This window comes from Streptomyces nojiriensis (assembly GCF_017639205.1).
GTDB classification, from domain to species: domain Bacteria; phylum Actinomycetota; class Actinomycetes; order Streptomycetales; family Streptomycetaceae; genus Streptomyces; species Streptomyces nojiriensis.
Window position 1 is genome coordinate 1,134,150 of the sequence record NZ_CP071139.1, and the last position, 20,212, is coordinate 1,154,361.

A 20,212-nucleotide genomic window follows, 5' to 3' on the forward strand; every position below is an offset into this window, starting at 1 on the left:
CAGTTGACGGCGGGGGCGCCACCGGCAACCGTGACCGCCATGGGGAACGAACGCCGGCTGCTCACTCTCGCCATCTGCCTGGTCCTGGGCGGCGGGCTGATCGCAGCGGTACTGGGGGCGTCGCGGGCGGCCGGTCCGCACGCCGGGGCGGCGGACGGGCGGCCGGTGGCGTCCGACTACGTGGACATACGCGATGTCCTGCGCCTCCCGGCGGCCGCTCCCGCCCCCGGGTCCGAGGGATCCGCCGGGTCGATGGTGGTCGATTGCGGCCGCAACGAGCAGGGCCACTACAACGAGGACAACCTCGTGGTCTCGCCCGGGCTGCTGGGCGGCGCCCATCACACGCACGCCTACGTGGGGAACCTCTCCACCGACGCGCTGTCGACGGAGGCCTCGCTGGACGCGGCCGCGACGAGCTGTGCCGGCGGCGACCGGTCCACGTACTACTGGCCCGTCCTGCGTCGCCCGGACCGCCCGGGCACGCGCCCGCACGAGGATTCGGCGGGGCACGGGAACGTCGGCGAGATCGTGCCGGAGTCCTCGGTCCTCGTGGAGTTCCGCGGCAATCCCGTGAGCAAGGTGGTGCCGATGCCGCGCTTCCTGCGCGCGATGACCGGCGACGCCGTCGCGTACACCGCGGCCGACGAGTCCGACGTCCGGGCCCGCTGGGGGTGTTCGGGCTCCCCGGACCGGGCGACCACCCGCTACCCGCGCTGCCCCGCGGGCGAGCGCGTCACCCGCACCCTGGTCTTCCCGAGCTGCTGGAACGGACTCGACACCGTCGGCGTCACGCACCGCTCGCACCTGCTCTTCACCGCCGCGAACGGCGTCTGCCCGAAGGACACGTTCCCGGTGCCCGAACTGCGCGTCTCCCTCGCCTACGAGATCCCCCCGGGGCTGAACGTGGCCCTCGACTCCTTCCCCGAGCAGCGGCACAGCCCGAAGACCGATCACGCGATGTTCGTGAACGCCATGACCGACCGGCAGATGGCCGCGGTCGTCGACTGCATCAACGAAGGCCGCGTCTGCCGGACCTGAGTGACGCAGGTCACGTGAACCGAATCCGTCCCGGTGGCGTGTTCCGACCGCACCACATATGCGAGGAAGACGGAGAGGGTGAGATGGCCGGACCACTGTGGCCCCGCACTCGGCGGGGCTCGACCGATGAGGCACTGATCAAGTCGGTGTACGAGGAGCACGGTCACGCCCTGCTCGCGTACGCCACCCGGCTGACCGGAGACCGGGCCGCCGCCGAGGATGTCGTACAGGAGACGCTGATCCGGGCCTGGCGCCACTCCGAGGTGCTGGTCAACGGAAAGGGCTCGGTGCGCGGCTGGCTGCTCACGGTGGCCCGCAACATCGTCACCGACCGCTACCGGGCCAAGGCCGCCCGGCCGCCCGAGGTCTCGGGAGCCTCGTCCGCTCCCCCGGTGGAGGCGGACCACGCCGATTCCGTGGTGGACAGCATGACGGTCCTGGGGGCCCTCGATCAGCTGTCGCCGGAACACCGCGACGTCCTGAAGGAGTTGTACTACCGACAGCTCAGCGTCGCGGAGGCGGCCGACAGCCTCGGCATCCCGGCGGGTACGGTCAAATCTCGCTCGCACTACGCCCTCAAGGCGCTGCGCGACGTCTTCAAGAGCGACGGATTCAGGGACATCGGTTCCAGAGAAGGAAAGCGATCGGGCAGGCCGCCCCAGCAGCCCGCCGGACTGCGTGAGGTGGTGGCATGAACCGGCAGAGGCACGAGGAGGAACTGCTCGGCCCCTACGTACTCGGCGTCCTGGACACCGAGGAGATCCGCCGGGTCGAGGAACACACGAGCGGTTGCGTGCAGTGCCGGGAGGAGGTGGCCGCGTTGCGCGAGATGGAGGCGGCTCTGGGCGAGGTGCCCGACGAGGCGTTCCTCGACGGACCGCCGCAGGGCGGTGACCTGCTGCTCCAGCGCACCCTGCGGCAGATGCGCGGGGAGCGGGCCGGTGATTCGCGCAGGCGCGCGGGGCTCGCGGGACTGGCGGTGGCCGCTTCGCTGGCCGCCGTGTTCTGGGCCGGTACCCAGCTGGGTACGGGCGATCCGGATGCCGTCGCGCTGCCGGTGCCGCCGTCCCCGACGGCCACGGCGAACCCTTCGCCGCCGCCCGCCGGGACCAAGACGCTCTCGGCGACCGATCAGGCCTCGGGGGCGCGGATGACCGTGCAGATGACGCCCGCCATGAAGTGGGTGCGGGTGCGCGCGGCGGTCACGGGAGTGCCGCCGGGTGAACGGTGCAGGCTGATCGTGGTCTCCAAGAACGGCACGCGCACCACAGCCGGCGGCTGGGTCGTGGGCGGCCAGGAGAACGGCGAGGGCAAGGGCGCGGCGCTGGACGGATCGGCTGCCGTGGACCCGGCGGACGTCAAGGCGATCCTGGTCGAGAACGAGTCGGGCCGGATGTTCGTGTCCGTACCCGTCTGACCGGAGCGCGGGCGGGAACGTGACGGAGCCCGGGAGCATATCCAGCTCCCGGGCTCCTGTGTGCCACCCAATTGCGCACACCGGCACGTTTAAGAGTCGCGGATCATTCTTAGATCGACGTGTTCTACCTTTGAACTACCGCGCCATGAGGAGAGGCACAGAGGGGACTTGAACCCCTATCCATCGATGATCGTCCACGCTCGGTCGATCCGGTGTTCGGCGGCGAATACTGAGACTGGAGCGATAATCTGAGATTGAAGGGCCGCCTCTACCAGCTTGGGCCACCCCGGCTCGGTAATGCCGGGGGAGGGATTCGAACCCCCAACTGACACCCTCGTTCAGCTTCAACATCAGTTTCAGCTTGCGCTCTCGCGCACCCCCTGCAGACATACAGAGGGAGTCTTCGGGGCTACTTGAACAAGTAGCCGAACACCGCGTCGCCGACCCGCTGGTCGGTGACCTCGGCGCTGTTGGCCTCCTCGCGGGCGAACTTGACGGCCTGCTGGAGCTTCTCCACGCGGTCGATCAGCTCGTTGACCCGTCGGGCGGGCAGCGCACCGGAGAACTTCACGGTCGTCCAGTACCCGACCGGAACGTCCTCGTAGTACACCTCGACCTGCGCCGGGTGCTTCTCGGTGGCCTCGGCCTTCACGTGGTTGCGCGGCACCTTCTTGGTACGGATCGTGCGCACCGGGTCCGTCTTCCAGGAGTCCGTGGACGGGTCCAGGTTCCAGGATTCGGAGGCGTCCAGCACCGGCAGCTTCCGCACGAAGGTGTGCATGTCGGTGAGCTGCTTCTCCAGGAAGAGCAGGTAGGGCACGGGCACCTGCGCCAGCAGGACCGTCCCGTCCACGACGACATCGGCGGCCGCGGTGCGGTTGGCCCAGTCCTTGGTGGCCGTCACGTCGAACAGCCGCGTCAGGGTCCCCGCCGTCGCCCGCAGCACGTCCTCGGCCTTGACCTGCACCCGGGTGGACTCGGGCGGCAGCTGCTCGCCCTCCTCGTCCTTGGGCTGGTAGGTCCGGGAGATTCCGGCCAGCAGGGCGGGCTTCTGGACGTCGTGGTGAGCCTGGGTGAGCTCCTGGAGGGACTTGGACTTGACGCCCTTTTCCACTGCGATGATCTGATTCAGCTTCGGCACGTGATCAACCTAGCAGCCGATTGTCCGATCATTCACCGGGATTTCCGGCACGTGCGCCCGGTCCAGCAGCCGGCGCATGTCCTGCGGCGGAAGCGCGGGGTTGGCGGCCGCGGCCGCCGCGGTGTGCGGGTCGGCGAGCAGTTCGCGGATCCGGGCCACGGGGAGCCGGGGGTCCCGGGCGGCAGCCCCGCGCGTATCGGGGTCCCGGCTGAGGCGGTCGAGGAGTTCCGGTTTCATGCCGGGGTCGCGCAGGGCCAGCCGCCGGCGTTCCGGGTCGGGCGAGTCGCCGAAGCGGGCGGCGAGCCCGGCGGCGGGGAAGCCCGGCCGGGTGACGAGCATGCCCACGGCGCGGTGGGTGCCGTTCAGGTAGAGGTCGAGGAGCAGCTCGGGCGGCGGTTCCGGGTGGAACTCCGCGAGCAGCAGGCGTACGGCGAAGTCCGGGTCCCGCGCCAGCAGTTCGACGGCGTCGGCCGGCAGGCCGGGGCAGACCGCGGCGCTGCGCCGCAGCCAGGTGTGCGCCGAGCGGGCACACCGCCGCAGGAACTCGGCGTCCTCGCGGCGCTCCCACACCCAGTCGAGGGCGGGCAGCCGCTCCTCGGCGTCCACGGTGTAATCGATGGCGGCGCGCTCGGACTCGCTCAGCTCGGGACGGGCGGAGACCCGGAGCCGGACCTGCGGATCCGGATCGACTGCCAGGCGCGCCACCAGGTCGGGCGGCAGGGTGGGGTTGGCGGCGACCGCCGCGAGCCGTCCGCCCTCGGCGACCACGCGTTCGGCGAGCTCCCGGGTGAGCCGGCCGGTCTCCAGGATGTCGATCACCTGCCACGAGTCGCCCAGTTCCCCGACCAGCCAGGTGGTCGCTTCTTCGTCCTCGTGGCAGATGCGCGCGGCGGCTTCCCGCCGGACGCCGGGATCCTCGTCGTGCAGGAGCCGTTCGCGGGTCTGCCGCGCGAGCCGGTCCCAGGCACGGCAGGACGCCCGGCGGAACAGGGGGTCCTCATGGTCCGCGAGGGGCGCCAGGATGTGGTGGGGCGTCGCGCCCGACGCGACCAGTTCGTAGGGCACCAGGGGGTGCGGGTGGGCCAGCAGCCGTGCGTACGCGTGGTCGGGCAGGGGTTCCGCCCGCCGTCGGTACGCTTCGGGACCCATGGCGAGCGCGAGGACGATGCGCGGATCGGGATCGTCGAGCAGCCGGGCGCGCTGGCCGGGGTCGGCCTCGGCGTTCTCCGCGAAGGCGCACCGCACCCGGCGGTCCGGGTGCACGAGGATCGCGTCGACCACCTCCGGCGGCAGGACGGTCCGCCGGGGAACCACCCATCGCACCCACTCGTCTTCGAGGCCGAGCAGCCGGAGCAGCACGTCCGGCGGTGCCGCTGTGTTCAGCAGGAGCCCGTGCAGCAGCCCCGTCCACGGGTCGTCCATGCCCGGCCCCTCCCCCGTTGATCCGAAGCGGGCAGCGTAACAAGGAAGCCCACAGCCGGACCGATCATCACATTGCGGTCCATGACATCCTGTGACGTCATGACTCGCCGGACGTATCGGCGGACGTCCGGGGAATTTGGGGAAGGTCCATGAGGCTCTGCTTCCTGGTGGAGGAGCACTACCGCCACGACGGCATGCCGAACGAGGTGATCCGGCAGCTGACCGCGTGGGGGCACAGCGTGGACGTCGTGCGGCCGGGCGGCTCGCTGCTGCGCATGACCGAGGTGGTGGACGCGGGTGCGCACGACGCGTGGGTCCTCAAGACGGTCTCGGGCGGCCCGGGTCTGACGCTGCTCGAAGCGGCCGCCGCGGCCGGGACGACCACCGTCAACGACGCCCGGTCGATCCGGGGCGTACGGGACAAGGCGCTGGCCGCCGCCCTCGGGCGGGGCCGGGGGCTCCCGCTGCCGCCGACGTACGCCGTGGCCCGCCCCGAGCTGCTCAGGGAGATACCGGCGGCGGAGTACCCGCTCGTCGTCAAGCCCGCCGACGGCAGTTCGGGGCGGGCCGTGCACCTGGTGTCCTCGCCGGAGCGGCTGGAGTCGCTGCTGCCCGTGCTCGCGGGCGAGGGCCTGCTCATCGCCCAGCCGTACGTGCCCAACTCGGGCACGGACATCAAGGTGTACGCGGTCGGCGGGGAGCTGTTCGCGACCGAGCGGTGCTCGCCGCTGCACCCGGACCCCTCGGTACGGGAGCGCCGCGTGCCGCTGTCGGCCGAGGTGGCGGCGATCGCCGCCCAGGTGGGGGCGGTCTACGGGCTGGACCTGTACGGCGTGGACGTACTGCTGGGCCCGGACGGGCCGGTGGTCGTCGACGTGAACGACTTCCCGAGCTTCCGCCAGGTGCCGGACGCGGCCGCGCGGGTGGCGCGGGCGGTCCTGGAGCTGGCGCGGGCGGGCGGCTCCACGCAGCCGCCGGCGCCCGTGGCGCTGCCGTACCCGCTGCCCCTGTCGATCCCGGCGCAGGTCTCGGCCGTGGGGGGCGACGGCGCGTGAAGATCGGCCTGATCACCCCGGAACCCGGGCATCCGCTGCTGGCGGACACCACGGCCCTGCTCGCCCCGGAACACGAGGTCGAAGCCCTCGATCCGGTCACCCTCGGGGACGTGCCGCTGCCGCTCGCCGAGGTGTACCTGCTGAAGTCGCGGACACCGCACGCCCTGGGCCTCGCGCGCTACCTGGAACGGCGGGGAGCGATCGTGGTGAACTCCGCCTCCGCCACCGCGCTGTGCCAGGACCGCACGGCGATGGCCGAGCTCGCCCTGCGGGCCGGACTGCCCTTCGCCGCGACCCGTACGCACGACTCCTTCGGGGTGTGGGCGGCCGGGGCCCGGCTCGACGCCCCCGTGGTGGTCAAGAGCCGGTACAGCCGGCGGGGCGACCTCGTCGCCCGCGTCGACGACGTGGCACGCCTGCGGGAGTTGGCGCGGGACCGGCCGCACGAGCCGGTCGTGGTGCAGGAGTACGCGCCCAACAGCGGCTGGGACCACAAGCTGTGGGCCATAGGGGACCAGGTCTTCTCGGCCCTGCGCCGGTCCGAGCTGTCCCCCGGGGGCCGCGGCCCCACCCGTCCCCTGCCCCTGGCGGAACTGCCGTCCGGCTGGGCCGATCTGGTGCGCGAGGCGGGCGCGGTGTTCGCACTGGAGGTCTACGGCGTGGACATCATCGACACCGGCGGCGGAACACCGCTGATCGTGGACATCAACGCCTTCCCCGGTGTCCGGGGCCAGGCCGGCGCCCCGGAGGCCCTCGCGGCACTGGCCCTGCGCCGGGCCGCGGGGCGTGTCTAGGGGGTGTCCTGCCGGTCGGGCACGTCCGGACGGGGGAATGCGCCAGGCGTGACGGCCGTGGCCCGGTGTCGTGGCACGGAGGGGCGGCGGGCGCCGTGAGGATCGGGGCATGGGCGTCGTACTGCCGGTCCTCTTCGCGCTGTTCGCGGCGTTCAGCAACGCGCTCGCCACCGTGCTCCAGCGGCGCGCCGCGCTCACCGTGCCGCAGAGCGACGGCTTCCGCCTCGGTCTGGTCCTCGATCTGCTGCGGCGCCCGCTGTGGATCGGCGGCATCCTGGCCGTGATCGCGGCGGGGGTCGGGCAGGCCCTCGCGCTGGCCACCGGCGCGCTGGCGCTCGTACAGCCGCTGTTCGTGCTGGAGCTGCCGCTCGCACTGCTGATCGCCTCACTGATGACGCGCCGGCGGCTGCCGCGGGCGATGTGGCTGGCCGTGGCGGGGGTGGTGGCGGGGCTCGGGGTCGCGCTCGTGGCCGCCTCGCCCATGGGCAACCGGACGCACGTGCCGCCGGAGCGCTGGGTGGTGGCCCTGTCGGCGTGCGCGGTCGTCGTGGCCGCCCTGGCAGTGGCCGGGCTGCGCCTGCCGCCCGGCCGTGCCCGGGCCGGCTGCCTCGGTGCCGCCACCGCCGTCTGCTACGCGCTCACCGCCGCGCTGATGAAGTCCGCCGTGCACGTCCTCGACGACGACGGCTTCGTCGCCTTCCTGACGACCTGGGAGACGTACGCCTTCGGGGCGAGCGGCATCTGCGCCCTGCTCCTGCTGGAACACGCCATGCAGGGCGGCCCGCTGGTCGCCTCGCAGCCCGCGCTGACCCTGGGCGACGCGAGCATCAGCATCGCGCTCGGGGTGGTGCTGTACGAGGAGCACCTGCGGTCGGGCTGGTGGCTGCTCCCCCAGCTGCTGGGCATCGCCCTGATCTGTGCGGGCGTCCTGGCACTGGCCCGGGCCGGGGAGGGCGCGCCGTGAGGCCCGGTAGCCTGCGGGTCGGTCGAGCGGAGGGCGGGATCCATGCGAGCGGTGGTCTTCGAGCGGTACGGCGAGCAGGCCGAGGTGCGGGAGGTGGCGGAGCCGGCTCCGCCGGCGGGCGGGGTGGTGGTGCGGGTGGAGGCCACCGGGCTGTGCCGCAGCGACTGGCACGGCTGGATGGGGCACGACCCGGACATCGTGCTGCCGCACGTCCCCGGGCACGAACTCGCGGGTGTGGTCGAGGCCGTGGGGACCGGCGTCGTGAACTGGCGGGTCGGCGACCGGGTCACGGCGCCGTTCGTGTGCGCCTGCGGCAGCTGCGCCGACTGCGCGGCCGGTGACCACCAGGTGTGCGCGCGGCAGACGCAGCCGGGGTTCACGCACTGGGGGTCCTTCGCCGAGTACGTGGCCCTGGACCATGCCGACGTGAACCTGGTGGCCGTGCCGGAGGAGCTCTCGTACGCGACGGCGGCCGGTCTCGGCTGCCGTTTCGCGACGGCGTTCCGGGCGGTGGTGGCGCGGGGCCGGGTGGCGGCGGGCGAATGGGTGGCCGTGCACGGCTGCGGCGGGGTCGGGCTCTCCGCCGTGATGATCGCGACGGCGGCCGGGGCCCGAGTGGTCGCCGTGGACACGGCGCCGGGGGCGCTGGATCTGGCACGGAAGTTCGGCGCCGTGCACTGCGTGGACGCCCGGGACGGCGCCGACACCGCGCGGGCCGTCCGGGAGGCGACCGGCGGGGGCGCGCACCTGTCCCTCGACGCGCTGGGCTCACCGGCGACGGCGGCGTCCTCGGTGGCCGGGCTGCGGCGGCGCGGGCGGCACGTACAGGTGGGACTGCTGCCGGCGGCGGCCGGCGCGGCGGCCCTGCCGATGGACCGGGTGATCGGCTGGGAGCTGGAGGTCCTCGGGAGCCACGGCATGGCGGCGCACGCCTACCCGCCGATGATGGAGATGGTCCGCGGCGGGGTACTGCGGCCGGACCTGCTGGTCACCTCGACGATCCCGCTCGACGCGGCCCCGGCGGCGCTGGCCGCGATGGGCACGGCGGCCGGGCGCGGGGTCACGATCATCCTCCCCGGCTCCTAGGCCGGGGGCCTCGGTGGTGCGGGCGGTGCGACCCCGGCGGATCCGGGGAGGCCGGGGCCGGGGCCGGCGCCGCGTGCTCGGCTCCGGGAGCCGCCCCACCGCGCCCGACCCCGGCCCCGCCGGGTCAGGCCGACGGCAGCGGGGTCCGCGCGTACGCGCCCGACAGCAGGTGGCCCGCCCCCGGTGCCACCGCGTCCAGGTCCAGGGACCGCAGCATCTGGTGGGCCGTACAGACCGCCGCGGACACCACCGGCTTGCCCAGGAGCTGCTCGGCCTCCTCGATGGCGCCGAGCGAGGGCATCTGCACGCACGCCGAGAGCACGACCGCGTCGGCGTCGGCGTAGTCCAGGGCCCGCGCGAGACCCGGCAGCCGGGCCGGGTCGTGGGCGGCCACGTCGAGGTTGTCGGGGATCTCGAGGGCCTGGTGGTCGAGTACCTCGATGCCCTCGTGCGTCAGGTAGTCCACGACGGTCCGCGTGAGCGGGCGCATGTAGGGGGCCAGCAGCACGATCTTCCGGGCACCGATGGTGTGCAGCCCGTGGACGAGGGCTCCGGCGCTGGTGACGACCGGGGCGGGCGCGCCGTTCTCGGCGGTCCGGGTGTGCAGGCGCTTCTCCGAGGTGCGGTGGTAGCCGAGGCCCATGCTCATGATGGCCACCAGGCAGGCGTAGCCCAGTACGTCGACCCGGGCGTCGGAGAGTTCCGCGGCGCAGCGGTCGGAGTCGGCGTCCATGGCCTTCAGTTGTTCCGGGGTCACATGGGTCATGCGCATCCGGCTGGAGTGGAAGGTGAAGCGCTCGTCGGGTACGACGGCCTGGCGGGCCCGGAGGATGGCCGGGACCTCCGTTTCCATGGTGACGTTGGAACTCGGCACGATCTGGCCGATGCGGTAGGTGCGGGGTGACACGGGTACTCCTTGTGGGCCGGGCGGATCAGCGGGCGTCGACGACGGGGTTGGTGAGGGTGCCGATGCCTTCGACGGTGGCCTCGACGGTGTCACCGGGGCGCAGGAACTCGGGCGGGACCATGCCGGCGCCGACGCCGGACGGTGAGCCGGTCGCGATGACGTCGCCGGGCTCCAGGGTCATGCCGGAGCTGATGTCGGCGATGAGGCGGGCGATCGGGAAGAGCATGTGCCGGGTGTTCGACTTCTGCTTGGTGACGCCGTTGACGCGCAGCGAGAGGTCGAGGGCCATCGGGTCGGGGATCGCGTCGCGGGTGACGACCACCGGGCCGAAGGGGGCGTAGGAGTCCTGCCCCTTGGAGAAGAACCACTGGCCGGAGCGGCGCTGGTCGCGGGCGCTGATGTCGTTGACGATGCTGAAGCCGAAGATGTGGTCGTACGCGTCCTCCTCGTCCACCCGGAAGGCGGGGCGGCCGATGACGACGGCGAGTTCGCACTCCCAGTCGAGCTGGGTGGTCAGGTCGGCGTTGTGCAGGATCGGCTGTCCGGGGCCGGTGACGGCGGTGGCGGGCTTGCCGAAGAGGACGGGGCGCGGCGGGAGGTCCTTGTCGGTGTCGAGGCTGCGGCTGGACTCCTCGACGTGCTCGACGTAGTTGAGTCCGACACCGATGATCTTGCCGGGGCGCAGCGGGGCCCGCAGGGACACGGCCTCGATCCGGTGGACCGCCTCGGCGGGCCAGGCCGCGGGTCCGGCGGCCAGCAGTCCGCGCGCGGCCTCCTGGGCCGCAGCGCCGGCTCGGATGAAGGACAGCAGGTCCGGGGGCAGTTGCACGCCGGCCCGCCGGGCCAGGGTGGTGAGGTCCACGACGAGGTCGTCGACCTGCGCGCCGAGACGCACGGAAGTGTCGTCGAGGGTGTAGCTGACCAACCGCATGGGGGCTCCTTGCGTATGAGGGGAGGGTGCGCGGGGGTGGGTCGGTGGCGGCGCTCGGCCGGTGCCGCCACCGACCCGGTCCGGGCGGTGCGCCGCACCCGGCCGGTGCTCCGCCGCACCGGGGCCGGTGTCAGGGCCGGCGGCGTCCGGTGCGGCGGAGCGGTTCAGGGGGAGGGCTGGTGGCCGCCGTTGTCGGTGTACGCCTCTTCCCGGTGGAAGCCGAGCGAGCGCATGACGGGGAAGTCGTTGAAGGAGAAGAGGCAGGCGTCCTCGGCCGGGTCGAGGTTGTGGTGCTCGTGCCAGGCCCAGGACGGGACGCAGAAGATGTCGCCCTGCCTCCACTCGAAGCGCTGTCCCGCGATCACCGAGACGCCGTGGCCCTTGGCCGCCGTGTAGATCACCGAGCCGGTGTGGCGGTGGGCGAGGGTGGCCTGGCCGGGCCGCAGCAGCTGCATGTGGGCGCCCATGGTGGGCATGACCGGGCCGCCCGTCACCGGGTTGGTGTACTCGGCGATGACCCCGTCGTACGGGGAGCCCTCGGTCGCCTTCGCGAGGCCCCGCAGGGCCTCGTAGGTGGGCTCCCAGGGATAGGCGAGCAGCGGCGAGTAGGGCCGGGTCCACTTCTCCACGCCGTAGGGCAGCAGGTTCGCCGCGTAGGTCAGGACCGAGGAGTTGATGACCTTTCCGGGGGTCTGGTACAGCTCGGGGTGGACCTCGTAGAAGCCGGCGTCCAGGGCGTTGACCAGGGGGATGTCGAGTCCGTCCTGCCAGATGACGGGGGCGTCGTCGGCGTCGTTGCCGTGCTCGTGCCAGGTGCCGTTGGGGGTGATGGCGAAGTCGCGCGGGCCGACCTTCAGCTTCTGGCCGTCGACGATGGTCCAGGCCCCGGTGCCCTCGTGGACGAAGCGCAGGGCCGCGGCCTGGTGGCGGTGGGCGGTCATGGCCTCGCCGGGGCCCATGATCTGGAGCCCGGTGTAGAGGAGTCCGGCGGCGGCGCTGACCTCCTTGCGGCCCGGGTTGACGAGCATGACGACGCGGCGGCCGGCGTCGTCGCCCTTGACGAGGCCGAGGGCCTTGTGGACCAGGGGGCGCAGGTCGGCGTAGCGCCACAGCACGGGCACGGACCGGGGCTGCGGGTACCAGGGCTCGATGTCGTTGGCGACGGTCCACAGGGCGCCCGCGTCGAGGGTGCCGAGCTCCTCGTAGTACGCGGTGAGCTCGGGGGTGTCGGACACCCGGGCGCGGCCGAGCACGGTGTCGTCCTGCTCGATGGTCATACGTCCTCCTCGGGAGCGGCGGGTGCGGTGGGCGCCGCGGTGGGCGCGGTGAAGGTGACCGGCGGCCTGGGACGGTTGTCCACTTCGAGGCGGAAGACGTCGAAGCGGTTGTAGTGGCCGACGATGTCGTGCATCTGCTTGGGCTGGATGCACCGGGCGAGGTCGATCTCGCCGTAGACGATGCCCTCGTCGTCGACGAGGGGTTCGGTGACCGGGCGGCCGTCGGGGCCGAAGATCCCGGACAGGGCGCTGCGCGGGCGGGTGAACTGCTTCCGCAGCTCCTCGTCGTCCCCGGCGATGGCGTCCACGATCTCCGGGGAGACGGTGGAGCAGGCGACGACGGAGAAGACCTTGCCCTCGAAGCTGTGGGCGGCGGTGCGGACGGCGATCGCGTCGGCCATGTCGTAGTCGGCGGGGGCGACGGGCAGGGCGATGTAGCAGGAGGCGTGGACGAGTTCGCCCTGCGCGAGGAGGGCGAAGCGGGCGAGGGTGTTGGTGTTCTCGCCGCAGGCCAGCGCACCGAGCGGGCCGACGGGGGTGTCGTGGACGACCAGCGAGCTGCCGTCGCCGCCGGTCCAGGTGAGCTTCTCGGCCCAGGTCGGCACCAGCTTGCGGTGCACGCCGAGGAGTTCGCCGTCGGGTCCGATGGTGAGCAGGGTGTTGTAGAGGACGCCGAGGCTGTGCGCGGCCCGCTCGTTGACCCCGATGACGAGGACGACGCCGTGCCGGCGGGCCGCCGCGCGCAGGGTGTCGACGTGCGGGCCGGGGACGTCGACGGAGGTGCGCTGGAGCCGCTCGAACCAGGGCGAGCCCTGGACCGGGTTCATCGTCCAGTTCCAGTAGGGGTAGCCGGGGACGAACACCTCCGGGAAGACGACGAGTTCGGCGCCGCCGGCCGCGGCCTCGGCGATCAGGGCGACGGCCTTGTCGACGGTGGCGGCGGGATCGAGGTAGACGGGCGCGGCCTGGACGGCCGCGGCCGTGAAGCGGGGCAGGTGGTCCCTGTCCATGGGCGTGGGTACCTCCGGCTCATCGGTGGGCGGGCACGGCCGCGCGGGGCAGCCAGCGGCGGTGGGCGGACTCGGCGGGCTGCCGCAGGAGTTCGAGGCGCGGCGGGATCCGGTCGGTCCGTGCGGACGGGGGCCGCCCGCTGCCCGCCCGCCAGGCGCGGGCCCAGGGCGCGGCCGGGCCCTGGTAGCCCTGGGCGGCCGCGGCGTGCAGGGTCCACAGGGGGTCGTGGAGCTGGGCGCGGCCGACGCCGCACAGGTCCGCCCGGCCGGCCAGGATGATCGAGTTCACGTCGTCGTACGTGGAGATCGCACCGACGGCGATGGTGGGGACCCCGGTGGCGTTGCGGATGAGGTCGGCGTACGGGGTCTGGTAGCTGCGTCCGTAGCGGGGCCGCTCGTGGGCGACGACCTCGCCGGTGGAGACGTCGATGGCGTCGGCGCCGGCCTCGGCGAGCGCGCCCGCGATCCGGACGGCGTCGGCCTCGGTGGTGCCGCCCTCGGCCCAGTCCGCGGCGGAGATCCGCACGAGGAGCGCCTTGCCGGCCGGCCACACCTCCCGTACGGCGCGCAGCACTTCCAGGGGGAGCCGCAGCCTTCCGTCCAGATCGCCGCCGTACTCGTCGGTGCGCAGGTTGGTCAGCGGCGACAGGAAGCCCGACAGCAGGTGCCCGTGCCCGTACTGGAGTTCCAGCGCGTCGAAGCCCGCCCGGTCGGCCCGCCGGGCCGCGGCCGCGAAGTCCCGTACGAGCGCGTCCATGTCGGCCCGGTCGGCCTCGCGCGGCACCGGGCCGCGCTCGTCCCAGGGCAGCGCCGAGGCGGCGACCGGCTGCCCGCCGCCGTGGGTGGCCGCGCGGCGTCCGGCGTGGGTGAGCTGGATGCCGAGGCAGGTGTCGGACTGGCCGTGGACGAAGTCGGTGAGGCGTCGCCAGGCCGCCTCCTGTTCGTCGTTCCACAGGCCGGGGCAGCCGGGGGTGGCCCGGCCGTCGGCGCTGACGGCCGTCATTCCGGCGAGGACCAGCCCGGCGCCGCCGATGGCCTGCGTGCTGAGGTGGACGAGGTCGAAGTCGCCGGGGATCCCGTCGCGCGCGGTGTGCAGGGCGGTGGGCGGTACGACGACCCGGTTGCGCAGCAGCAGGCCGCCCAGCGGGTAGGGGCGGAACATCGGCGGCACGGCCGAGGAGCGGTTGACCGCCGTGGTGAAGCCCTCGTCGCGCACGCGCAGGTTGTCGTAGGTGACGCGGCGGCTGCGGGTGAGGAGGTTGAAGGCGAACTGGTGCGGGTCCTGGCCGGTGTACCGGTCGATGTGCTCGAACCACTCCAGGCTGGCCTGGGCGGCGCGCTGGGTGGATTCCACGACCGGCCTGCGCTCCTGCTCGTAGGCGGCGAGGGCGGTCGGCACGTCGGGGTGCTCGTGCAGGCTGGCCGCGAGCACGAGGGCGTCCTCCATGGCGAGCCTGGTGCCGGAGCCGATGGAGAAGTGCGCGGTGTGGGCGGCGTCGCCGAGCAGGACGACGTTCTCGTGCCGCCAGGTCTTGTTGCGGACCGTGGTGAAGCGCAGCCACTTGGAGTTGTTGGGGATCAGGCGGTGGCCGTCGAGGTGGTCGGCGAGGAGTTCCTCGCAGCGCCGGATGCTGTCCTCGTCGCTGGTGCCGGGCGGATGGTCGCGGTCGGCGAACTCCTCGAAGCCGGCGCGCCGCCACGCGTCCTCCGCCATCTCGACGATGAAGGTGGAGCGGGTGGAGTCGTAGGGGTACGCGTGCACCTGGAGGGTGCCGAAGTCCTGCTCGTCGACGATGAAGGTGAAGGCCTCGAAGACCTTGTCGGTGCCGAGCCACATGTAGCGGCCGGAGCGCTCGTCGAGGTCGGGGACGAAGGTGTCGGCGTAGGCGGCGCGGGTGGCCGACCGGACACCGTCGCACGCCACCACCAGGTCGTATCCGGCGGCGAGTTCGGCCGCGGGCGGGGACTGGGTGCGGTAGCGGACGTCCACCTCCAGGTCGGCGCAGCGCTGCTGGAGGATCCGCAGGAGGTGCTGCCGGCCGAGGGCGGCGAAGCCGTGTCCGCCCGAGGTGAGGGTGCTCCCCCGGTGGCGGACGTCGATGTCGGCCCAGCGGGCGAACTCGGCCGACATCGCCTCGTAGATCTCGCGGTCGGCCTGGGCGATGCCGTCGAGCGTCTCGTCGGAGAAGACGACCCCGAAGCCGAAGGTGTCGTCGGGGGCGTTGCGTTCCCAGACGGTGACCTCCCAGTGCGGGGAGAGCTGCTTGGTGAGGGCCGCGAAGTACAGTCCGCCGGGCCCTCCTCCTATGACTGCGACGCGCACGGCGTGCCTCCTGCCGATGGTGCGGTGGTGAGTAGTTCCGGTTGCTGTGGTCCGGCCGTGCCGAGCAGGTCCCGTACGCCGTCGGGCCAGGGGGTCGACCCGGTGGCGTGGGCGGCCGAGTGGGCGATGACCATGCGGCCGGTGGCCGCCTCGCCGCCCTGCGCGCCCCGTACGGTGAAGGAGTAGTGCAGGGAGGCCGTGCCGACCTTGGTGACCTTGAGCTCGGTGCGCACGGCGTCCCCGAACCAGAGGCGGGCCCGGTAGTCGGCCTCGAAGTGGACCCGGGGCGTGCTGCCGAACAGGTGCGAGAGGCCCAGGCGGTGGAGGAGGACGGCCTCGGCCGCCTCGACCCAGCGCACGACGGTGGAGTGGTGGTAGTGGCCGGCGGCGTCGGTGTCGGTCCACTCGACGCGGCGTTCGACGACGACGCCGGCCGGCTCGGCGGACGCCGGGGCGGACACCGGGCCGGGCGCGGCATCGGGGGCGGGGGCGGCTTCGGTGCGGGCGCGTTCGCGCAGTTCACCGCGCCGGAGCTTGCCGGTGCCGGTGCGCGGGAGCGCGGTGACGAACTCGACGGCACGCGGGTACTTGTACGGGGCGATGGTCTCCTTGACGTGGGTCTGGAGCTCGCGGACGGTCGCCCCGTCGGCCGGGACACCGGCGCCCAGGACGACGTACGCCTTCACGAGCATGCCGCGCCGGGTGTCCGGGGCCCCGACCACCGCGCACTCCTCGACGTGCGGGTGGGTGAGGAGGGCCTTCTCGACCTCGGGGCCCGCGATGTTGTAGCCCGAGGAGACGATCATGTCGTCGCTGCGGGCGACGTACCAGAAGTAGCCCTCCGCGTCGCGGATGTAGGTGTCGCCGGTGATGTTCCAGCCGTTCCTGACGTACGAGGCCTGGCGCGGGTCCTCCAGGTAACGGCACCCGGTGGGACCGGTGACCGCGAGCAGGCCGGGCTGCCCGTCGGGGACGGGGTCGCCGTTCTCGTCGACCACGGCGGCGCGGTAGCCCGGAACGGGGCGGCCGGTGGAACCGGGGCGGATGTCGTCGTCGGCCGCGGAGATGAAGACGTGCAGCATCTCGGTGGCGCCGATGCCGTCGATGATGCGCAGGCCCGTGGCGGCGTGGAACTCGTGCCACACCGCTGCCGGGAGCGGTTCGCCGGCAGACACGCAGCGGCGGAGCCCGGCCAGCCGGTCCACCGCCCCCGCCTCCATGATCGCGCGGTAGGCCGTGGGTGCGGTGAACAGCACGGTCACACCGTGCTCCGCGACGAGGTCGGCCAGCTGCAGCGGGGCCGCCTGCTCGATCAGCAGGGTCGCGGCCCCGGCGTGGAGGGGGAAGACCACCAGCCCGCCGAGCCCGAAGGTGAAGGCGAGCGGCGGTGTGCCGGTGAAGACGTCGTCCGGGCGGGGCTTGAGGACGTGCCGGGAGAACGTGTCGGCGTTGGCCAGGACGTCGCGGTGGAAGTGCAGGGTCGCCTTCGGCCGGCCGGTGGTACCGGAGGTGAAGGCGATCAGTGCCACGTCGTCCGCGGCCGTGACCACGGTGGTGAACCGGCCGTCCTTGGCGGCGCAGCGCGCGGCCAGGTCCTCCGGTCCGGGCCCGCCGTAGGTGAGGACCGGCAGGGCGGGCAGGCCGGGGCGGCGGCCCGGGTCGAGCTCGTCGGCGTAGCGGTGGTCGCACAGGGCGAGCGAGGGCCGGCTGATGTCGGTGAGCTCGGCGAGTTCTCCGGCGCGCAGCAGCGGCATGGTGGTGACGGCGACCCCGCCTGCCTTCAGGACGCCGAACCAGGCGGCGACGAGCCAGGGGTTGTTGGGGCCGCGCAGCAGGACGCGGTTGCCGGGCCGGAGGCCGAAGTCCTCGGTGAGGACCTGGGCGACCTGGTTGGCGCGCTGCTGCAGTTCGCCGTAGGTCCAGCGCTCGGTCGGGGTGAGCAGACAGGGACGGTCGGGGCCGTGCCGCTCGACGGCGTCGTCGAGCAGGCGCCGGGCGCAGTTGAGGCGGTCCGGGTACTCCAACTCCGGTAGTTCGAAGTGGAGTTCGGGCCAGAGGGGGAAAGGCGGAAGCCGATCACGACAGAAGGAATCGGCGTACGCGGAAGGGGAGAGCTCCATGGGGCGGCACCTCGATCAGGGAGCAGCGGGGAGACGGGTGCACCGTATGTCGAATATTTGGCGCTCGTCAACATCTCGCGATATAGCATGGGGCGCGGGAGGCCTTCGGGGCGCCTTCCGGGCCCTCCGGGCACCCGTGACGCGCCTCAGGAGGCGGGGACGCGGACCCGGACGGACTTGCCGGACTCGTGGGCCACGACGGAGAGTTCGCCGCCCAGCTCGGCCGTCAGCAGGTGGACCATCAGCAGCCCGCGCCCACCCTCGGACTCCGGGTCGACCTCCGCACGGGGCGCAGGGAGCCTCGGCAGCCCGGAGCCCCGGTCGGCGACCTCCAGCCGGAGCCAGCCGCCACCCTCCGCGACGGTGACGCGCATCCGTCCGGCGCCGCCCGCATGCCGGACGACGTTCCCGACGAGTTCACTGACGGCCACCAGCAGGGCGTCCGCCACGTCGGCGGGGACCCGCCAGCCGTCGAGGGCGGCGCGCACCCGGGACCTGACCTGCGGAACGCTCGCGGCGACGGGGTCGGAGACCCAGTGGACGAAGCTTCGGACCGCGGGAACCGCAGAGGGGTCGGCGATGGTGAGCATGAGGCGCTCCCGAAGGGGGAAGGCGGCGCCGCCACTGCAGTAGCTCGTGTAACTGATCCCGAATCCGGATCGTCCATGGGCTTGTGGTCAGCGGAAACGCGTCGCTAGAGTCCTTGATTACACGTGTAACACGCTACGCCTCCCCCGGTGACTCGCGCAAGCATTCCGGACAAACGACGCGAAGCCTGCGTCCGCCCCACCGGCCACAGAGCCACAGAGCCACCCGGAATCCGGGACACGAGGACACCGGGACACGAGGACACCGGGACACCGGGACACCGGGACACCGCCGACATTGGAAGGGCCGCAATGACACAATCTCCCCCCGCCGAGATCGACATCGCCGACATGACCTGGCCACCCCCGCCGTACCGGTCCCCCGTACCGCCCGTGACGGGCGCGGACGGCGTCCGCCGCTTCGACGGGATCACCTACGCCACCACGCCCGGCTACCGCCCCCGGCTGCTCGACGTCCAGGTGCCCGCCGGCGAACGCCCGTTCCCGGCGGTCGTCTGGATCCACGGCGGCGGCTGGCTGGACGGCGACCGCCGCTACCCGCCGCCGACCGTCCCCGCCGGCCTGCTGCACGGGGCGGTACTGGCGGCCGGCCTCGCACTCGTCTCGATCGACTACCGGCACAGCCTCGAGGCGCCCTTCCCGGCCCAGCTGCACGATGCGAAGGCCGCGATCCGCTACGTCCGCGCGTTCGCCGGCGACCTCGGCATCGACCCGGACCGGATCGGCGTCTGGGGCGAGTCCGCAGGCGGTCACCTGGCCGCGCTGGCCGGCCTCGTCGGCCCCGACAGCCCGCGGGGCGCGGCGCTGGAGGGCGCGGAGGGCGTCGGCTCCGGCGAGACCGGGGTCCGTGCCGTCGTCGACTGGTACGGCGTCGCCGACCTCGTCACCCTGGCCGAGCACCCCATGCCGGCGATGCCCGGTACGGAGTTCCCCGATCCCTACGAGGCCCTGCTCGGTGCCACCGTCGCCGAACGGCCGGACCTGGCGCGGGCCGCGAGCCCGGTGACGTACGCGGAGGGCTCGAAGCCGCCGCCGTTCCTGCTCGTGCACGGCACGGCCGACGGCCTGGTCCCGTACAGCCAGAGCGAAGCCCTCGCCGCGGCCCTGAAGAGCGCCGGGGGCGAGGTCACCCTGCAGCCCGTGGAGGGCGCCGACCACATCTTCCTCGGCTCCTGCGACATCCCCGGCATCGTCGAGGGGGGCGTGGCCTTCCTGGCCCGGCACCTCGGCGCGGGAGCCTGACGGCGCCGGTCCCGCACCCCTGTTCCGCCGCGGGGGCGCGGCGACGGCCGCGCCCCCGCGTTCCCTTCACAGCACACCCGGCCGCGAGCCCCCGCCGCGGCCACGAGAGGCAGCCATGTCCGCCAACCCGACCACCACCACCCCGCACGGCAGACCCCGCGGACCGCACCGCTGCGGTGGCACCGGCCGACGCGCCGGGGCCGGGGCCCCGCGCGACCGCGGCGTCCTCGTCGCGGGCCTCCTGCTCCTGGGTGCCGCCGTACTGCCGGCCCTCGTCGTCCGCGCCGACGTCGCGCATCCGCCCTTCCAGGGGTTGGACGACCGGTGGCTGATCCGGATGGGCGGCCCGCACGAGGGGATCTACCAGGCCGCCGCCACGATCCTGGACCTGATCGGCGGTCCGGTCGGCTCCCTGATACCGCTGTCGGTACTGCTCCTGCTGCTCGTCCGGAGGCGCTGGGTGTCGGCCGGCTTCCTGCTCGCCGCCACCATCGGCGGCAACATGCTCGTCGTCCAGGGCCTCAAGCACCTGGTGGACCGGCCGCGCCCGGCGCATCCGCTGGTCCGCGTCGACCACGGCTCCTTCCCGTCGGGCCACGCGGCCACGGCGGCGCTCCTGGTCGTCGTCCTCGGGGCCCTGCTGGTCCCGGCCGCCCGGCGGCGGGCGTGGTGGACCGGGGGCGCCGTCTTCACGCTGGCCATGATGTGGAGCCGTACCTGGCTGCACGCGCACTGGCTCAGCGACACGGTGGCCGGGGCCGCGGCGGGCGCGGGGGCGGGACTGCTGACGTGGTGGCTGTTCGGTCCGGCACTCGCCCGTGAACGTGCCCGCGCCCACGACCGCCGGGGGGCGGCCGCAGGCGCGGGTACGGCCTGA

Annotated in this window: 18 protein-coding genes and 1 pseudogene; 9 read left to right on the top strand and 10 right to left on the bottom strand. The window is 73.3% G+C overall.

Features of this window, described 5'->3' with window-relative positions; genetic code table 11:
* Positions 1 to 39: 39 nt before the first annotated feature.
* From JYK04_RS05570 to JYK04_RS05580, 3 genes are all read left to right on the top strand, one after another.
* A complete protein-coding gene (locus JYK04_RS05570) occupies positions 40 to 1,038 on the top strand; it encodes a DUF1996 domain-containing protein (protein WP_189742473.1) in 999 nt (332 codons plus the stop codon).
* A gap of 83 nt (positions 1,039 to 1,121) precedes the next feature.
* A complete protein-coding gene (locus JYK04_RS05575; protein WP_189742476.1) occupies positions 1,122 to 1,733 on the top strand; it encodes a sigma-70 family RNA polymerase sigma factor in 612 nt (203 codons plus the stop codon).
* Complete coding sequence (locus JYK04_RS05580) at positions 1,730 to 2,455, top strand: zf-HC2 domain-containing protein (RefSeq protein WP_189742479.1); 726 nt, start codon at positions 1,730 to 1,732, stop codon at positions 2,453 to 2,455. Before JYK04_RS05575 ends, JYK04_RS05580 begins: the two co-directional genes overlap by 4 nt.
* A 409-nt stretch (positions 2,456 to 2,864) precedes the next feature.
* Here JYK04_RS05580 and JYK04_RS05585 read toward each other — a convergent pair whose 3' ends face one another.
* Complete coding sequence (locus tag JYK04_RS05585) at positions 2,865 to 3,596, bottom strand: DUF7873 family protein (RefSeq protein WP_189742481.1); 732 nt, start codon at positions 3,594 to 3,596, stop codon at positions 2,865 to 2,867.
* A gap of 9 nt (positions 3,597 to 3,605) precedes the next feature.
* Complete coding sequence (locus JYK04_RS05590) at positions 3,606 to 5,018, bottom strand: hypothetical protein (RefSeq protein ID WP_189742484.1); 1,413 nt, start codon at positions 5,016 to 5,018, stop codon at positions 3,606 to 3,608.
* A 149-nt stretch (positions 5,019 to 5,167) separates the two neighbouring features.
* Here JYK04_RS05590 and JYK04_RS05595 point away from each other — a divergent pair, with 149 nt between their 5' ends.
* The 4 genes from JYK04_RS05595 (at position 5,168) to JYK04_RS05610 (ending at position 8,917) form a co-directional block, all read left to right on the top strand.
* A complete protein-coding gene (locus JYK04_RS05595; RefSeq protein WP_189742487.1) occupies positions 5,168 to 6,073 on the top strand; it encodes an ATP-grasp domain-containing protein in 906 nt (301 codons plus the stop codon).
* Positions 6,070 to 6,867, top strand: coding sequence for an ATP-grasp domain-containing protein (locus JYK04_RS05600; protein WP_189742490.1), 798 nt, complete (start codon positions 6,070 to 6,072; stop codon positions 6,865 to 6,867). Before JYK04_RS05595 ends, JYK04_RS05600 begins: the two co-directional genes overlap by 4 nt.
* 109 nt (positions 6,868 to 6,976) lie before the next feature.
* A complete protein-coding gene (locus JYK04_RS05605; protein WP_189742493.1) occupies positions 6,977 to 7,831 on the top strand; it encodes a DMT family transporter in 855 nt (284 codons plus the stop codon).
* A 42-nt stretch (positions 7,832 to 7,873) separates the two neighbouring features.
* A complete protein-coding gene (locus JYK04_RS05610; protein WP_189742495.1) occupies positions 7,874 to 8,917 on the top strand; it encodes a zinc-dependent alcohol dehydrogenase family protein in 1,044 nt (347 codons plus the stop codon).
* 124 nt (positions 8,918 to 9,041) lie between these two features.
* Here the strand turns inward: JYK04_RS05610 and JYK04_RS05615 are convergent, their stop codons facing one another.
* The 8 genes and pseudogenes from JYK04_RS05615 to JYK04_RS05645 form a co-directional block, all read right to left on the bottom strand.
* The gene (locus tag JYK04_RS05615; RefSeq protein WP_189742775.1) at positions 9,042 to 9,770 is read right to left on the bottom strand and encodes a maleate cis-trans isomerase family protein; all 729 of its coding nucleotides are present in this window, start codon (positions 9,768 to 9,770) and stop codon (positions 9,042 to 9,044) included.
* A 79-nt stretch (positions 9,771 to 9,849) separates the two neighbouring features.
* Positions 9,850 to 10,755 (bottom strand): fumarylacetoacetate hydrolase family protein, encoded by a 906-nt coding sequence (locus JYK04_RS05620; protein WP_189742497.1) that lies wholly within the window; start codon positions 10,753 to 10,755, stop codon positions 9,850 to 9,852.
* Between the two features lie 164 nt (positions 10,756 to 10,919).
* Positions 10,920 to 12,032: a cupin domain-containing protein gene (locus JYK04_RS05625; RefSeq protein WP_189742500.1), complete on the bottom strand. Its 1,113-nt coding sequence runs from the start codon at positions 12,030 to 12,032 to the stop codon at positions 10,920 to 10,922.
* Positions 12,029 to 13,042, bottom strand: coding sequence for a carbon-nitrogen hydrolase family protein (locus tag JYK04_RS05630; RefSeq protein WP_189742502.1), 1,014 nt, complete (start codon positions 13,040 to 13,042; stop codon positions 12,029 to 12,031). Before JYK04_RS05630 ends, JYK04_RS05625 begins: the two co-directional genes overlap by 4 nt.
* A 19-nt stretch (positions 13,043 to 13,061) precedes the next feature.
* The gene (locus JYK04_RS05635; RefSeq protein ID WP_189742505.1) at positions 13,062 to 15,365 is read right to left on the bottom strand and encodes an oxidoreductase; all 2,304 of its coding nucleotides are present in this window, start codon (positions 15,363 to 15,365) and stop codon (positions 13,062 to 13,064) included.
* Positions 15,347 to 15,826 (bottom strand): acyl-CoA thioesterase, encoded by a 480-nt coding sequence (locus JYK04_RS41030; protein WP_229876311.1) that lies wholly within the window; start codon positions 15,824 to 15,826, stop codon positions 15,347 to 15,349. Before JYK04_RS41030 ends, JYK04_RS05635 begins: the two co-directional genes overlap by 19 nt.
* Before the next feature lie 18 nt (positions 15,827 to 15,844).
* A pseudogene (locus tag JYK04_RS05640) lies at positions 15,845 to 17,485 on the bottom strand (AMP-binding protein); the annotation flags it as partial.
* Positions 17,486 to 17,631: 146 nt separating this feature from the next.
* Positions 17,632 to 18,075, bottom strand: coding sequence for an ATP-binding protein (locus JYK04_RS05645; RefSeq protein WP_189742510.1), 444 nt, complete (start codon positions 18,073 to 18,075; stop codon positions 17,632 to 17,634).
* 309 nt (positions 18,076 to 18,384) lie between these two features.
* On the opposite strand from JYK04_RS05645, the gene JYK04_RS05650 reads away from it, so the two are divergent.
* Both JYK04_RS05650 and JYK04_RS05655 read left to right on the top strand, forming a co-directional pair.
* The gene (locus JYK04_RS05650) at positions 18,385 to 19,335 is read left to right on the top strand and encodes an alpha/beta hydrolase (protein ID WP_189742512.1); all 951 of its coding nucleotides are present in this window, start codon (positions 18,385 to 18,387) and stop codon (positions 19,333 to 19,335) included.
* Positions 19,336 to 19,450: 115 nt separating this feature from the next.
* On the top strand, positions 19,451 to 20,212 hold the full coding sequence (locus tag JYK04_RS05655) for a phosphatase PAP2 family protein (RefSeq protein WP_189742515.1): 762 nt from the start codon (positions 19,451 to 19,453) through the stop codon (positions 20,210 to 20,212).

Excerpts from the sequence above, each read along its gene's own strand:
- JYK04_RS05570 (WP_189742473.1), top strand. The coding sequence starts at position 40 with ATGGGGAACGAACGCCGGCTGCTCACTCTCGCCATCTGCCTGGTCCTG.
- JYK04_RS05575 (WP_189742476.1), top strand. The coding sequence starts at position 1,122 with ATGGCCGGACCACTGTGGCCCCGCACTCGGCGGGGCTCGACCGATGAG.
- JYK04_RS05580 (WP_189742479.1), top strand. The coding sequence starts at position 1,730 with ATGAACCGGCAGAGGCACGAGGAGGAACTGCTCGGCCCCTACGTACTC.
- JYK04_RS05590 (WP_189742484.1), bottom strand. The coding sequence starts at position 5,018 with ATGGACGACCCGTGGACGGGGCTGCTGCACGGGCTCCTGCTGAACACA.
- JYK04_RS05595 (WP_189742487.1), top strand. The coding sequence starts at position 5,168 with ATGAGGCTCTGCTTCCTGGTGGAGGAGCACTACCGCCACGACGGCATG.
- JYK04_RS05605 (WP_189742493.1), top strand. The coding sequence starts at position 6,977 with ATGGGCGTCGTACTGCCGGTCCTCTTCGCGCTGTTCGCGGCGTTCAGC.
- JYK04_RS05610 (WP_189742495.1), top strand. The coding sequence starts at position 7,874 with ATGCGAGCGGTGGTCTTCGAGCGGTACGGCGAGCAGGCCGAGGTGCGG.
- JYK04_RS05615 (WP_189742775.1), bottom strand. The coding sequence starts at position 9,770 with ATGGAAACGGAGGTCCCGGCCATCCTCCGGGCCCGCCAGGCCGTCGTA.
- JYK04_RS05620 (WP_189742497.1), bottom strand. The coding sequence starts at position 10,755 with ATGCGGTTGGTCAGCTACACCCTCGACGACACTTCCGTGCGTCTCGGC.
- JYK04_RS05625 (WP_189742500.1), bottom strand. The coding sequence starts at position 12,032 with ATGACCATCGAGCAGGACGACACCGTGCTCGGCCGCGCCCGGGTGTCC.
- JYK04_RS05630 (WP_189742502.1), bottom strand. The coding sequence starts at position 13,042 with ATGGACAGGGACCACCTGCCCCGCTTCACGGCCGCGGCCGTCCAGGCC.
- JYK04_RS05645 (WP_189742510.1), bottom strand. The coding sequence starts at position 18,075 with ATGCTCACCATCGCCGACCCCTCTGCGGTTCCCGCGGTCCGAAGCTTC.
- JYK04_RS05650 (WP_189742512.1), top strand. The coding sequence starts at position 18,385 with ATGACACAATCTCCCCCCGCCGAGATCGACATCGCCGACATGACCTGG.
- JYK04_RS05655 (WP_189742515.1), top strand. The coding sequence starts at position 19,451 with ATGTCCGCCAACCCGACCACCACCACCCCGCACGGCAGACCCCGCGGA.